Annotated in this window: 11 protein-coding genes and 1 other RNA gene; 4 read left to right on the top strand and 8 right to left on the bottom strand. The window is 47.7% G+C overall.

Translation table 11 applies throughout. The annotated features are described in order from the left end of the window. Positions 1 to 4: 4 nt before the first annotated feature. Positions 5 to 751 carry a glutamate racemase gene (gene murI / locus ASC40_RS05115; protein ID WP_055438700.1) on the bottom strand — a complete coding sequence of 249 codons (747 nt, stop codon included), beginning with the start codon at positions 749 to 751 and terminating at the stop codon, positions 5 to 7. Between the two features lie 75 nt (positions 752 to 826). Next, positions 827 to 1,165: a zinc ribbon domain-containing protein YjdM gene (locus ASC40_RS05110; protein WP_055438699.1), complete on the bottom strand. Its 339-nt coding sequence runs from the start codon at positions 1,163 to 1,165 to the stop codon at positions 827 to 829. Between the two features lie 165 nt (positions 1,166 to 1,330). Between ASC40_RS05110 and ASC40_RS05105 the strand changes: the two genes are divergently transcribed. From ASC40_RS05105 to ASC40_RS05095, 3 genes are all read left to right on the top strand, one after another. Next, complete coding sequence (locus ASC40_RS05105; RefSeq protein ID WP_055438698.1) at positions 1,331 to 1,804, top strand: nuclear transport factor 2 family protein; 474 nt, start codon at positions 1,331 to 1,333, stop codon at positions 1,802 to 1,804. Next, on the top strand, positions 1,804 to 2,304 hold the full coding sequence (locus ASC40_RS05100) for a GNAT family N-acetyltransferase (protein ID WP_072243386.1): 501 nt from the start codon (positions 1,804 to 1,806) through the stop codon (positions 2,302 to 2,304). The genes ASC40_RS05105 and ASC40_RS05100 overlap by 1 nt, the downstream gene beginning before the upstream one ends. Before the next feature lie 118 nt (positions 2,305 to 2,422). Then, positions 2,423 to 3,355 carry an ATP-grasp domain-containing protein gene (locus ASC40_RS05095; protein ID WP_055438697.1) on the top strand — a complete coding sequence of 311 codons (933 nt, stop codon included), beginning with the start codon at positions 2,423 to 2,425 and terminating at the stop codon, positions 3,353 to 3,355. A gap of 51 nt (positions 3,356 to 3,406) precedes the next feature. Here the strand turns inward: ASC40_RS05095 and ASC40_RS05090 are convergent, their stop codons facing one another. From ASC40_RS05090 to ASC40_RS05070, 5 genes are all read right to left on the bottom strand, one after another. Further along, entirely contained in the window at positions 3,407 to 6,544 is a 3,138-nt protein-coding gene (locus ASC40_RS05090) for an efflux RND transporter permease subunit (protein WP_055438696.1), read from the bottom strand. Between the two features lie 11 nt (positions 6,545 to 6,555). Next, positions 6,556 to 7,782, bottom strand: a complete 1,227-nt coding sequence (locus tag ASC40_RS05085) for an efflux RND transporter periplasmic adaptor subunit (protein WP_055438695.1) — start codon at positions 7,780 to 7,782, stop codon at positions 6,556 to 6,558. Continuing rightward, positions 7,779 to 9,026 carry a TolC family protein gene (locus ASC40_RS05080; protein WP_055438694.1) on the bottom strand — a complete coding sequence of 416 codons (1,248 nt, stop codon included), beginning with the start codon at positions 9,024 to 9,026 and terminating at the stop codon, positions 7,779 to 7,781. Before ASC40_RS05080 ends, ASC40_RS05085 begins: the two co-directional genes overlap by 4 nt. 495 nt (positions 9,027 to 9,521) lie before the next feature. Further along, positions 9,522 to 9,881, bottom strand: a transfer-messenger RNA (tmRNA) gene (gene ssrA / locus ASC40_RS11740). An 80-nt stretch (positions 9,882 to 9,961) separates the two neighbouring features. Next, the gene (locus tag ASC40_RS05070; protein ID WP_055438692.1) at positions 9,962 to 11,890 is read right to left on the bottom strand and encodes a S8 family serine peptidase; all 1,929 of its coding nucleotides are present in this window, start codon (positions 11,888 to 11,890) and stop codon (positions 9,962 to 9,964) included. 265 nt (positions 11,891 to 12,155) lie between these two features. Here ASC40_RS05070 and ASC40_RS05065 point away from each other — a divergent pair, with 265 nt between their 5' ends. Continuing rightward, positions 12,156 to 13,004: a hypothetical protein gene (locus ASC40_RS05065; RefSeq protein ID WP_055438691.1), complete on the top strand. Its 849-nt coding sequence runs from the start codon at positions 12,156 to 12,158 to the stop codon at positions 13,002 to 13,004. Positions 13,005 to 13,033: 29 nt separating this feature from the next. On the opposite strand, the gene rimI is transcribed toward ASC40_RS05065, so the two are convergent. After that, positions 13,034 to 14,176, bottom strand: coding sequence for a ribosomal protein S18-alanine N-acetyltransferase (gene rimI / locus ASC40_RS05060; RefSeq protein ID WP_072243394.1), 1,143 nt, complete (start codon positions 14,174 to 14,176; stop codon positions 13,034 to 13,036). Positions 14,177 to 14,263: the final 87 nt, after the last annotated feature.

Here is a 14,263-nt window from a genome sequence, read left to right as displayed (position 1 = left end):
GTTGTTAAAGCGACAAGCCCCAGTGCTTTGCCGTGCGTTTTACCGCCTCAACATTTTCTGAAGCTAAAATACGAATCGGTGTCTGCTCAAAACGCTGGGGTAAATCAAGGTTTTGTTGTAGCCACGCCACCATAGCTTCACCCGAATGAATGGCCGCAACGCCACCAAAATACTGTGCAATTTGCTCAGCAATTAATGGAAAGTGCGTGCACCCCAACAACACCACATCGGGTTTGGTTAACGGGCTGAAATAATGACGCATGGTTTCTTGCAATATCGGCCCTTCAAACAGCGCTTCTTCCACAATGGGCACAAATAACGGCGTGGCTATGGCGTCAATATGCCCCACACCAAGGGCGTCAATGCGCTTTTGGTAAGCCCCTGAGCTGATGGTGGATCGCGTGGCAATAATGAGCACTCGCGTTTTATTGCTGACAGTTCCGAGCTGCTGCAACGCCATAACCCCAGGCTCTAGCACACCATAAACAGGCTTGTTCGAAAATTGCTGCATGGCTTCCAGCGCCGTCACACTCACGGTGTTACAGGCCACCACCACACAGTCCACATCGGCGCCGTTAAAAAACTCAACCGCTTCAAGTGCATAACGCGTTACAGTGGCTTTATCTTTATTACCATAGGGCACCCGAGCGGTATCACCAAAATAGGTGATTTCGCTAAACAGCCCGCTTTGCTGCAACGACTTGGCCACGGTTAAACCGCCAACCCCACTGTCAAACACGCCTACTTTCATGGTTTTCTCGTTATTTATTTATACAAAAGAACTTAGTACAACGCTTGTTGAACACTGTTTGCTGTGCGCCACAGTCTAGCTGCTTTGACGTTTTACGAACTGCGATTTCAACATCATGTCGCCGGCGCCATCCACTTTGCAGTCAATGTCATGATCGCCATCGGCAAAGCGCTTAATGGTTGCCTTGGTGCCCACTTTCAACACCAATGACGAGCCTTTTACTTTTAAGTCTTTAATTAACGTCACCTTGTCGCCTTCAGCTAACGGCGTACCATTGGCGTCTTTCACCTGAACAGCCGTTTCTTCCGCAACTTCGTTGGGGTTCCACTCATAGGCACACTCGGGGCAAATCAACAACGCTTGGTCTTCGTAAACATAACTTGAATTACATTTTGGGCAATTTGGTAGGCTCATCGTTTTACTTCTTTTCATTAGGCAGATAACAGTTGCCTGATCATAGCGCTTCTTATCCAGAAATAGAAATCGATATCAAAGGATAGTGTTACTACTGCAAAACGATTAGAGTAAAACACTGACTTTTTAACGCGCTTTCGTAGAAAAATACAGTGGAAAAATAAAATGAAAAACCTCTTAATAATTAGCCTGATGCTTGGCTGCCTGCTTGCCCAAACCGCAGTGCAAGCGAAAGCAACTAACGAAGTACAACAAGAAGTTCAGCAAGAAGTACAACAGGCCATTGAAACCTTTTTGTATGGCGCTAGTGTGAATGATAGCGCTGCCCACCGTGCATTTTGGTCAGAGCAATTAACCTACACCAGTTCAAGTGGCACCCGCTTTGGTTGGCCCGAACTTGCGCAAGGGTTCAGCGACGCACCGCCGCTAGAAAAAAGCGAAGTAACAGCCTGGTACACCGGTGAAAACTTTGAATTTAAGCGCTTTGGCGACGCGATTTTGGTTAATTTCACCTTGGTACTCACCCCAGTCGATAGCAACGAACCATCGCAGCGATTCTACAATACCGGTGTGCTGCAAAAGCAAAACGGCCAGTGGCGCGCTGTGAACTGGAACGCCACAAAAGCGGTTACCGAGTAATGCTGCAACTTGTTGTGCCGAGTGCCGACTACCAGGCCAGTTATTTAAGCTATATTGCGGAGCTTGGCGACGAAGAGCGCTACCCTTTTCCGTTAGACTTTGAGCACAGTGATTTTCCAGCCATGTTGGCGCGAATTGCAGCATTTCGTCTGGGTGAGGATATTCCACAAGGCTATGTGCCAAGCTCGACGTTTTGGCTGATTCGAGATGGCGAAATTGTTGGCTGCACCAACGTTCGGCACTTCTTAAATGCTCAAATAGAGCACTGCGGTGGCCATATTGGCCTCAGTATTCGCCCTAGCGCACGTGGCCACGGCTTGGGCGTTCACCTGATGCAGTTAAGCATTGCCGAAGCTCGCCGCTTGGGCAATAACTGCGTGCATATTCACTGTCATGCCCATAATTCAGCCTCGCGCGCACTTATTGTGGCCAGCGGCGGTGTGTTACATTCTGACGTTGTTGTTGATGGTGAACAGGTTCTGCGTTTTCGTGTTGGGTAGCCCACTTAAGGTAGAATCTTCAGGTCTGACTTATAGCTTTTTCGAATTGATCGTTTTCCCAATTATAGACTGTAATATACACATCAAAATGTAACCAAAGAATGTTCACGGGAGCCAAATGCGCGACATAGTTGTACTGCACGAAAACGACGAGTGGTTAGTGCCGCTGCGAGCTGAATTTGCCAAGCGCGGCGTTACCGCCATTGAATGGTTTTTAGATACCGGCGCTGTTGCTTTTGATGAAGCCCCAGCAGACGCCGTTTATTACAACCGCATGAGCGCATCGTCACATACCCGCGGCCATCGCTTTGCCCCTGAGTTAACCCGCGCTGTGCTGACACGGCTGGAAAGCTTTGACCGCACCGTTGTGAATAACACCAAAGTACTTGCCTTCGAGGTGTGCAAATTATCGCAGTATGCAGCTTTGCAACGCGCCGGGCTTCAAGTGCCGCGAACACACGCCGTAGTTGGCAAACAACATATTCTTGAAGCAGCACAAGCATTCAACCAATGGCCGCTTATTTTAAAACCAAACCGCGGTGGTAAGGGTTTGGGCGTACAGCGTTTTGAGTCGATTGAACCTCTGCAAAAGTACCTTGCGCGAACTGACATTGACGAGCCGCTAGACGGTATTTGGCTGTTACAAGAATACATTCAGCCCCAACAGCCGTTTATTACCCGCGCCGAATTTATTGGCCGCAAATTTTTGTACACGGTACAAGTGAACACCGAAGACGGATTTGAACTATGCCCTGCGGATAACTGCTCCATAGAAGAGCAATTCTGCCCAACCGGCGAGCAAGCGCACAAGTTTTCGATTACCGAACGCTTTGATAACCACGACATAATTGGCAAGCTTGAAGGCTTTTTAGAAGCAAACCAAATAGACGTAGCTGGCATTGAGTTTATAGAAGATGCTGCGGGCGAACTATTTGTGTACGACGTCAACACCAACACCAATTACAACCAAGCAGCTGAACAGCGCGCCGGTGTTGCAGCGACGGGCATGGGTGCCCTAGCCGACTACCTGATCAGCCTAGCTCGCGCATGAATTCCACCATTGAAAGTTGGGCGATTAAGCCCAACTTAATACGTTACTAGCTTACGAATGAACCTGCGGTCGTCGGAACTTACTTATCAGCAGGTAAAGCGCCGGAAGTACAACCAACGTCAGTAATGTCGATGAGACAATTCCGCCGATGACAACCGTAGCTAGAGGCCGCTGAACCTCAGCGCCCGTGCCTGTATTAAACGCCATTGGAATAAAGCCAAAGCTTGCCACAAGCGCGGTCATAAGCACCGGCCTTAGCCGCTGACGAGCTCCCTCATAGACAGCTTCGATAACGGCCTTACCTTCATTACGCAACTGCTGAATAAACGATAACATAACCACCCCATTCAACACCGCGATACCAGACAGAGCAATAAACCCAACGGCAGCAGAAATTGACAATGGCATGCCTCTTAATGAAAGGGCCAAAATACCTCCGGTAAGTGCAAGCGGAACTCCCGTAAAAATAATTAAAGCGTTTGATAGCGAGTTAAATGCGCTAAACAACAGACCGAAAATCAATAGTAGTGTTAATGGAACAACAATTGCTAAACGTTGTGACGCTGATTGGAGTTGCTCAAAAGTACCACCATAATCAATCCAGTAGCCAGCCGGTAACGCTAGCTCGTTTTGTAACTGACTTCGAATATCTGCAACAAATGAGCCTAGGTCACGATCAACAACATTAGCACTGACAATCACGTTGCGCTTACCGCTTTCCCGGTTAATTTGGTTTGGCCCAACGGTTAACGCGACGTCTGCAATTTCCCCCAATGGAACATATTGCAATTCGGGATTAGTCGCCTGAGGCACAGCCACAGGAAGCCGCTTTAATGCATCGATATTGCGTCGCCAGGATTCGTCCAAACGGACCATTAAACGAAACCTTTTGTCACCTTCATAAATAGTACCTGCGTTTAACCCCCCAACAGCACTTTGAACTGCTGTTTGCACGTCTTGAATTGTTAAACCCAGCAAGGCCAGATGATCACGCTGTGGCGTCACAGATAATGTTGGTAATCCGGTCATTTGCTCAACGCGAACATCGGCGGCACCATCAACATCTGTAATGAGCTGAACAGCTTGATCGCCCACTATTTTCAACTGTTCAAGATCATCACCATATATACGCACAGCGACATCAGCACGAACGCCAGCAATCAGCTCATTAAAACGCATTTCTATAGGCTGGGTGAATTCATATTTATTGCCGGGAATTTTTTCAACAGCAGCACGTAACTCTGCAACAAACTCCTCCTTGGTTTTGTCTGGCTCAGGCCACTCGCTTCGTGGCTTAAGAATAACAAACGTATCTGCAACACTTGGCGGCATAGGGTCTGTCGCAACATCGGGAGTGCCAATTTTAGAAAAAACACGTTTCACTTCAGCAAAGTCAGTAATCACTGATTCAAGTTGAAGCTGCATATCTACCGATTGCTGAATACCGGTGCCGGGAATACGCAGTGCATGCAATGCAATATCCCCCTCGTCCAGCTGCGGTAAAAACTCAGTTCCCATTCTAGATATTTGATAAACCGAGCCGATAAACAAACTAAAACCAATTGTAATAATCAACAATGGCTTATTTAGCGACATGTGTAGCAGCGGCTCATATGCCCGTCGCGCAACACGCATGATGCTGTTTTCACCGTGTTTTACTTTCCCTTTCACGAAAATTGCAAGTGCTGCAGGTACAAACGTCATTGAGAAGATAAGAGCACCCAGTAACGCAAAAACTACAGTAAATGCCATTGGATGGAACATCTTGCCCTCAACGCCGTTTAGCGCAAAGATTGGTAGATAAACCAACATGATAATTAGCACGCCAAATACTGCTGGGTTAAATACTTCTCGCGTGCTTTCAAAGACCTCTTGCAAGCGTTCTTTGAGCGTTAATATTCGTCCAAGTCGTTGTTGCGCTAAGCCCAGACGACGCAGTGCATTTTCAACGACAATAACCGCCCCATCCACAATGATACCGAAGTCAATAGCGCCCAGGCTCATTAAATTGCCTGACACTCGGTTCGCTGCCATTCCGGTTAAAGCGAACAGCATGCTTAACGGAATAACAAGGGCAGTGATCAATGCGGCTCTGACATTACCTAATAAAAGAAACAGCACCACAATAACCAGTACAGCGCCTTCGAAGAGATTTTTTTCAACCGTTGCAATGGTTTTTTCAACAAGCGTTGTACGGTTGTATACCGGCTCAACTGTAACCCCTTTGGGAAGACTTAACTGCACATCTTCTAAACGCTTAGCAACAGCTTGCGATACTATCCGGCTGTTTTCACCAATGAGCATCATCGCGGTGCCAAGTACAACCTCTTGACCATCCGCTGTTGCTGCTCCTGTGCGCAATTCTTCACCAAAAGCTACTTTGGCTACGTCTTTAATGCGCACCGGTGCGTCATCACGCTTTGTGATCACCACGTTTCGAATGTCATCTAACGACTGTAATTGTCCAGGCGACCGCACTAGCCACTGTTCACCATTGCGTTCAATGTAACCAGCCCCGGCGTTGGCGTTATTTAATTGCAGTGCTCTAAATACGTCATCGACCGAAATTTTATAGGCAAGTAGCTTTCCCGGTTCAGGTGACACCTGATATTCGCGCTCGTAGCCGCCTACGGTGTTAATTTCCGTTACACCGGGTACTTTTACTAACTGTGGGCGGATAACCCAGTCTTGCAGCGTGCGCAGCGATTCCAAGGTATATGGCTGCCCATTTTCATCACGCGCAGTTGGCTTTGCACTAACAATATAGGTGAAGATTTCTCCTAGGCCACTAGCGATAGGCCCAAGGGCAGGTTCGACATCATTTGGTAATTCGCCACGCACCATTTGCAAACGTTCACTAATTTGCTGACGTGCCCAATAAATATCAGTCCCTTCTTCAAATACCACCGTCACCTGAGACAATCCGTAGCGAGATATCGACCGGGTATAGCTAAGGTCAGGAATGCCTGCCATGGCATTTTCAACAATGTACGTAATTCGTTGCTCTGTTTCTAACGGCGAATAGCCAGCAGCTTCAGTGTTAACTTGCACCTGCACGTTAGTAATATCAGGAACCGCATCAATCGGCAGTTTCAAAGCACTAAATACGCCAATACCTGCAACCAATATAGTTGCTGCTATAACCAACCAACGACGTTGAATAGCGAAGCGGATAAGTAAATCAATCATGAATTCGCCCTTTAGTGGTCATGGCTGGCGCCGTCTTTCAACACATCGGCCTTGAGGAGATAGCTATTCCCTACAACATAAGGTGTATTCGGAGCTAGCCCTCCAGTAACCTCAACATACTCGCCATCACTTTCTCCAAGCTGAACCATGCGCACTTCGAAGGTGTTACCGTATTGGGCAAACACCACTGGCATGTCTCGAAAGCGTTGAATTGCATCCACTTTTACAGCAAGCGGCACCTCTTGTTGGCTAGTTTTTACATCGGCTTGCACATGCATTCCAGGGCGCCAATGTCCTAAATCATTCTTAATAAGCACCCGGGCCCGAGCAATATGCCCTCCGGTCATAACTGGCGCGATATAAATCACCTCGCCTTGAACCCGTTCGTGACGATGTAGGTCAGAAACTTCCGCACCGAGCCCAACTTGAAGCTTTTCGATGTTTTCAGGAAAGGCTGAAAGCTCAACCCAAACTGACGATAAGTCGGCCACTTCAAAAAGTGTTTGCTGATTGGCAACTTCGCCTGCCGTTACAAATTGCTCTGTAATTTCACCAGAAATTGGGCTGACAATGTTGTAGCTCACGCCGCTAGCAGCATTGATTACTTTCGCCAACGTTTGACCTTGCGTTACTTTGTCACCAACCGACACAAGTACTGACTCAATTTTTCCCTTATACGTAGGCGCCACGGCAGCAATTTTGCCTGTTATAGGGGCAACAACACCAAACAATCGCTCCTTAAACTTGAGCGTTTGCGGGCCAGCAGGCTCAACGACTATATTAGCCCGCTCAATAATGCGATCTGACAGTGTTGTTCTGCCTTCAAAGCTTTCGTAATGCCATTTTGCGCTAGCATTATTAACCGACAATTCGACCGAAACCTCGTATGAATGTGGCTCTCTAATAACCTCATTACTTACTAGGTAATCGCCTTCTGGGGTAAAGCTGAGTTTGTCATTCTCATGACCAAGACGATGCAATGTTACTTGTAAATCAACTGTTGTTGGTTTCACTAATTGACCGTTTGAATAGGTATAAACACGCATTTCAGGTGGAATACCCGATTCGTATATTGTGATTTCGACACTCAATTCACCATCGCTCAAAAGTGTCCCACCGTTTGGTCCCTTTTCTTCTGTAATTTCATGCTTGTGTTCAGAGGATGCATAGCTGGGCATCGATGCGCTAAACGCAAAACACAAACTCATTACCATGCACACTACTTTTGTGAAATTCATAATTTAGATTCCAAAAATGATTGACCCGTCATTCGTTCGAGTTCGAGAATATCGTGGTAAATAGCGCTGCGGCGTTCAATTAACTGATACTCCAGTTGCGCAAGTTCGTGCTGAGCATCGAGTATCACCAATAGGCTATTAATTCCTTTCGCATACCCCTCTTTCGTCTCTTGTTCTAATTGCTCAGCAAGAGGCAATAGGTCGGATTGAATGGTTTTTAAGTAGCGAAAATTTGTTTGTATACGAGCTAACAAAGCGCTCGCATATACATTCAATTGCTGGCGAACCAATCGCTGTTGATCGAGATTTAATTCCCGTTCAGTCCTATTTGCTTGAATACTTCCCTCACTTGGATTCGATAGCTGCAGTGGCATCGACGCTTGGAACACTAAGCTCGTATCATTTGATTGATTGTTAAAACGAACACCTAAACCTAAGCTGAGATCGGCCGACGCACTCGCCTTTATCGATTCGGCTTTCGCGCTAAGCAAACGCTCTGAGTCTAGCAGCCGGAGTAATTCAGGTGCTTGGTTTACGGCTCGTTCAACTTCAGCTTGAGAAGGTATCTCAATAGCGGATTGAAACTCACCGATTACGCCAGTGAATTTAGGCTCACCCGCCCACATTGCACTCAAATGAGCGTTTGCTTCTTTAAGTTGGCCTGCCAGCTCTTGTGAACGAGCGACAACCTGGCGCTGTTGCAACAAAACTCGCGTTACTTCAGATGGTGGAACCGCTCCCGAATCAACGCGTTGTTGTGCCGTTTTCTGCGCTTTTTCAAGCCGCTCACGCTGCTGAAAATTCCATTTTGCCAAGTTTTGCAATCGCACAACGTCATAAAAGCGGCGCGCAGTTTCGGCCAACATTTCAATTTTGGCATAACCGAACTCGGCTTCTAATTGGCTTGCGTGTGCTGACACTAACTCAATTCGCTGCTCTTGTTTGCCACCGAGCTCAATCAGCTGGCTAAACGATAAAGTCGCTTCCGCATGCTCCAAACCTTGGCTATTACCGCTACCGGCAACGTTCTCCAGCTCAAGTCCAATTGTTGGGTTCGGCCGCAGCGCCGCTTGCAGTTTATCTGCCTCTACCATGCGTTGCTGATACGGGTACTTTTGTAAAGTCGGGTTGCCCCGCAAAGTTTTTTCAAACGCTTCGCGCAGGGTCAACTCATTGGCAATTGCTGAACATGGGAAACAAATGCCACCCACAAGACCAGCAATCACAAAATAAATTAACTTCATGATCATCTCCATCGTAGAATAATGTGCTTACGCACGATTTTTAACGTGAAGATTAAGCGTTTGGCGGAGGTGTTGGAGGTTGCTTATCGTTGCTGTCAAAAAAGGATGAAACATGCGCAATGGCAATGCTTTGACATGGTATTGCTTTAGAAACAATTGAATAACCCGTTAGGCAACTCACATGCGCATGAAATTGATGCTCATGATTAGGGTCAATTGTGTCTGAAGAACTGGGTTGATGATCATTGTGCACGTGCTGTTGAAGTGCATAATCAAACGTGTGTTCACTATCTTCCACGTGCCCAGCCGCAACCGCACAGGTAAAAAAACTGTGCAGTAAAATTATAATGATTAGCGACCAAATCGTCTTAGACAACCGCAGTAACCTTTGTTTGATAAATCAACCCGATAAAGCTAACACAGGCAGCTAATGTGCTCAAGCGTCGCTTTTTCCGTCGCAAAAAAAGGCCGCTTATGAAAGCGGCCTTCTGGTATTGGTGGAGCTGGCGGGAGTTGAACCCGCGTCCGTAATACCTACATCCTCGGTCCTACATGCTTAGTCAGTCTTTTAGTTAATCACCAAGTCGCCGACAGACAGGCTACTTAAGGTGACGATCCCGATTGGTTTTAACGCTTTGGCTACGGGCGAAGCCTCCACGCGAGTCTGCTTTGGGGTGAACCGACTGATCCTAGTCTCACAGACAAAGCGCTAGGGGTCGGACTCAGCGGGTTATTAAGCCGCTAAAGCGTAGTTGTCGTCGTTTGCAACTATTAAGTTGAGGCTTTTTACGAGGCCAGCCTCACCTCGGCATGCACCTTGGGTTTCGTGTATTCCGTCGAATCCAAATCAGCCCCTAAGGTTAACGTTTTAAAGTCTACACTTATATGGCGGCGCTGTCAGCTATTTCAAGTGCTGACAGCGCAAATAGTCAACGTTATTGCCATTCAACGAGCAAATCAACACCTGAATAGGCTTGGTAGCCTTGTAGGCTGATGTACCAACGGCCGCTGCTAGGGTTATCAATGCTGCAGCTTTCGTTGTTACCAGAGCGGTACGGACGACAGTTGTAGCTAGACTCGGTTGGCTGTGAGCCTTGGCGTACATACAGATCCGCATCGCCGCTACCGCCAGACATAGTCACGTTTAATGTCGTCATACCGGCAGGTAAGTCAACATAGTAATGAGACCATGAGCCGGTGGCGCCAGAAAGGTCAGTAGCCGTAGCAGAGCCACCCTCGCCGCCACCAGAGCTTGCTTCCGTGTACGCTCCAGTTAAGTTCACGTTTGAAAAACTTGAATAAGCGCGAACCATAACGTGGTAAGTACCGGCTTGCACATTTGAGATGGTACAGGTTTCTGTGTTACCGGTACGGTATGGACGGCAGTCATAGGTAGAGGTGGTTGGCTGGGAGCCAAAACGCACATACAAGTCCGCGTCGCCCGAGCCACCATTCATGCTAAAGCTTAAGTCGGTTGCACCGGCTGGTACGTTTAACGTGTAATACAGGGCATCACCAGTGGTTGCTGCTAAACCAGAAACCGTTTGCCCATTGGTTAATTCGTTATTGGCGGGAGGTTCAGTACCGCCGCCACCAGAGCCGTCACAGCCGTTGGCAGCAAGGTAATCAATGGCGTCTTTGGCTTGCACCAAGCCATAACCAAAGCGCACGTCTCGGCCTGCTGAGCCTAAGTCTTCAGCCGACGCATTCAATGCACCACGAATTTGAGCTGCGCTACAACTAGGGTAATGTGACCAAACCAAGGCGGCTACACCGGCCACGTGTGGCGATGCCATTGACGTGCCGCTCATGTTGCCATAGTTGCCTTGGCTACCGGTGCCTTCTGGGTATGTAGATAATACGTTCACACCTGGGGCAGCAATTTCTACTTGGCTGTTTTTCTGTGAAAACGATGCCAAGCCTTTGTTGCTATCTACTGCAGCAACCGACATTACCGCATTGTAAGAAGCAGGATAAGACATTGCGTCAGTGGAGCTATAGGCTGAACCGTCGTTACCGGCTGCAGCAATCAATAACACACCTTGGTTATACAAATTCTGCATGGCATTGGCTTCGGTTTGGCTTGAACCACTGCCACCTAAGCTCATATTTACCACGTCTGCACCGTTGTCGGCACAGGTTTCAATGGCGGCAACCAATGACGATGAGTAGCCCCACCCACTAGCGTTAAACACTTTGACAATATGCATGCTAGGGTCGCTACCAATCACGCCACGTACGCCTAAACCGTTATTAAGTGCAGCAATGGTGCCGGCCACATGGGTGCCGTGCGGGCCGCCTTCGTCGTACCAATTCCCGGTACCGCTATTGTTAGTGCCATTAATGGTGCCGAACCGGGTGCCCATGTCTTCGTGTGGCAGGTCTAAACCTGAGTCAATCACACAGATTTTTTTACCACCGGCAGCGGCTGAGGCCACGCTGTCATCTACTTGGTTGGCTTGCACCATGTTAATGCCGTAAGGCACGGTTTGAGCCATGAGTCGACGAGGCTGATCCACTTCAACGTAGGCAATGTTCGGGTTGTTTTCTAACCGCTTTTTTTGCTGGGGCGTTAACTCAGCGGCCACCGCCAAATTGTGACGCATGCTCAGTTTTACTTGGCCACCGGCCTGCTCGACCATTGATTTCGCATGTGCTAGCGCCAACTCTGAACGACCACGATTACCAGACTTTTGTACCGCTTTGCTGTTTTCTTTAAATTTAATAATGTAGCGTTGTGGGCCAGTTACTTCGGCTTGAGCCGTTTGCAAGGGTTTGGCATTGCTGTGCTCTGGAGGCTGAGCGACAGCGGCTGACACTGAAACGGCGAGCGCCGACAGCGTTAAAAATGACAGTTTTTTCATGGATATTCTTCTCTTTTTATTATGTGTGGCATTTATAGCCTTTGCTTAACAGCGGCGGGATACAACGTTCGGCTGCGCGTTGGTGTTACTGCTTATATTTTCAGCAACGACTTTAAGCTATCAGCTCAAACAAACTATCTAAACACTTAATAAGTAAAGTAAAAGTAAATTTTGTTGGTTTTTTTTACTGCGTCATATTGCGTCGCATCTGTCACTTCTCTTATTCTATTCGCCCTTAATAACAACAAAAATACAGGACAACCTTGTGCGCAAATTTTTATTCATTAGTTGCGTTATATTTCTAACAGGCTGTAGTGCAGCCCCACACTTTCAAACGCCAGCCCCTGCTGCGAACGCAGAGCAAGCCCTAAACTACAAACTGTTTGAAAATCCGGCCATTAAAGCCAGTAGCCACGTCCAAGTGCACTTAGACGAAGCCAAAGACATTACCTACGTACAGAATTTTGGCGGTGGTGGCGTGGCCGTCGGTGTCGCTTTTGGGCCATTAGGTGTATTAGCAAACATTAGTATGATTCAAGCCGAAACCGACGCTGACGTTGAAAAGCTATACGGCAAGTTACCATTGCCGGTAGGGGTTATGTTCGGTCAGGCAGCAGCCAATCAAGCAGTTAGCTACGATGAAACATCTAACGTACGCTTTCACCCTTTTGTGATGGTGGTACGTGACGAAGATGAAATGTTGCGTATGGGCACCGCGTTAATTGTTGAAGTGCCACAGCAAGATGGCACGGTTTGGAATGGTCGTTATACGCACCAAACTTCTTTGCATTTACCCATTGACGACATCGCTGACGGCCTCAGTGATGAGGAGCACACACAAATTCATGAGGCTATTGAACAAAGCTTTGACGATATTGTCGCGCTTTACGTAAATGATCGCACAGGTAAGTATACTGAGCTTGAGCATGTACTTATTGAGTCGACCTTTTTATCACCTCGCATTGTGTTTGAAATTAACGGCAAGGTGCTAGAGCGCAGCGACGATCGAGTGACCTTACGCTCAGGTGCTGGTTTAATTTCTTTACCACTTGATGACAGCTTAGAGTTAAAAAGCGCAACCGTTAAAAAACGCAAAAAACAAGTTAAGTCATAAGTTAACCGCACTTCATTACCAAGCAGAGATCACGCGCGGCTAAGCACCACAGCCGCGCGTTGCTTACGTTTACCAAAACCAAACGCTCGTCTAAAGGTCGCTAACGGTATTGGCAAATACTGTCGATCGGCCGGTGATTGCCACGGAAAGGTGTCTTGGTCGGGGTCGTTAATATACACGTAGTGCTCATCTGCAGCGCAAATTAGCACCCAGTGTGGGGCTTTGCTTTCATCAAATACATAAGTGCTAATTAGCGCAACCACCAGCTTACCCTGATTCAGATCGTGGATCAGCTGGCTTAGCGAGTAATCCCCCACAATTATAGGTACCTTGGCGCGTTTTAGTGCAGCAATGTCGGCCTCTTGAATACGCGACATAATTTGCTTTTTTTCCGCACTACGTACCGAATCTAGCAACAACGGGCCTGGCTCACTCACATGCAATTCGACATTCAATCCGCGTTTAACCGCAGCGCGCGCTAAACCGTGTGGCCCACAGCCACCGTGGCCTGAGGTCATAAAGATCGTTGTAGCTTCGCGCCAAATTTCAAGCTCTTCATGGTGGGCGTCACGACAGGGAATATCAAAATAGGCCATGGCCATGAGCAAACTTGCCGGCCCACAGGTAAATTCAGTGGTTTGGGTTCGGTATGGCACCAAATTGGCGTTGCCGTTATCTAAGTCACTTTTCTCAAAGCGCGGCAGTAATTTCTGTAATACCAATGCGTCACTGTCGTCTTCATAATACTCAGGCCGTATTTCCATGTCGTAGTAACCGGCATGGTGATACATTTTTAGCGCCGCCATGTTGTCGGTTTTTACTTCTAAGCGCATGAATAGGCAATAGCGCTCATCGGCATCATGCTCGGCAGCATCAAGCAGCAAACGCCCCACTCCGCGACGACGAAAGTCGGGGTGCACGGCTAGCGAATAAAGCCGCGCAAGTTCGGTCGCTTGTCGATACAAAACAATGTAGTAGCCAATAGTTTGGCCGTTATATCGGGCTACTTTGAAATCACCAATGTGGTGATCAACAAAGCGCTTAAAACTACGACGACTAATGCGATCGGTCACGAAACTTAAGGTTTCAATGGCTTCTAACGCATCTAAATCGGCACGTTCTGCGTTCACTAGCTGTACGTGCTGAATACTAAGCTGCTTATTTTGTTGCATTTGTTGTTGCCTAACTGGTGGCATAGCGTTTTGCATGAAGTGACCGAAGCGCGCCGTGCACGCGAAAAGTAAAATGAGCGATTATTA

The organism is Pseudidiomarina woesei (genome assembly GCF_001418345.1).
GTDB lineage: Bacteria > Pseudomonadota > Gammaproteobacteria > Enterobacterales > Alteromonadaceae > Pseudidiomarina > Pseudidiomarina woesei.
This window is presented reverse-complemented; position numbering and strand designations above follow the sequence as displayed.

Excerpts from the sequence above, each read along its gene's own strand:
- murI (WP_055438700.1), bottom strand. The coding sequence starts at position 751 with ATGAAAGTAGGCGTGTTTGACAGTGGGGTTGGCGGTTTAACCGTGGCC.
- ASC40_RS05110 (WP_055438699.1), bottom strand. The coding sequence starts at position 1,165 with ATGAGCCTACCAAATTGCCCAAAATGTAATTCAAGTTATGTTTACGAA.
- ASC40_RS05105 (WP_055438698.1), top strand. The coding sequence starts at position 1,331 with ATGAAAAACCTCTTAATAATTAGCCTGATGCTTGGCTGCCTGCTTGCC.
- ASC40_RS05100 (WP_072243386.1), top strand. The coding sequence starts at position 1,804 with ATGCTGCAACTTGTTGTGCCGAGTGCCGACTACCAGGCCAGTTATTTA.
- ASC40_RS05095 (WP_055438697.1), top strand. The coding sequence starts at position 2,423 with ATGCGCGACATAGTTGTACTGCACGAAAACGACGAGTGGTTAGTGCCG.
- ASC40_RS05090 (WP_055438696.1), bottom strand. The coding sequence starts at position 6,544 with ATGATTGATTTACTTATCCGCTTCGCTATTCAACGTCGTTGGTTGGTT.
- ASC40_RS05085 (WP_055438695.1), bottom strand. The coding sequence starts at position 7,782 with ATGAATTTCACAAAAGTAGTGTGCATGGTAATGAGTTTGTGTTTTGCG.
- ASC40_RS05080 (WP_055438694.1), bottom strand. The coding sequence starts at position 9,026 with ATGAAGTTAATTTATTTTGTGATTGCTGGTCTTGTGGGTGGCATTTGT.
- ASC40_RS05070 (WP_055438692.1), bottom strand. The coding sequence starts at position 11,890 with ATGAAAAAACTGTCATTTTTAACGCTGTCGGCGCTCGCCGTTTCAGTG.
- rimI (WP_072243394.1), bottom strand. The coding sequence starts at position 14,176 with ATGCAACAAAATAAGCAGCTTAGTATTCAGCACGTACAGCTAGTGAAC.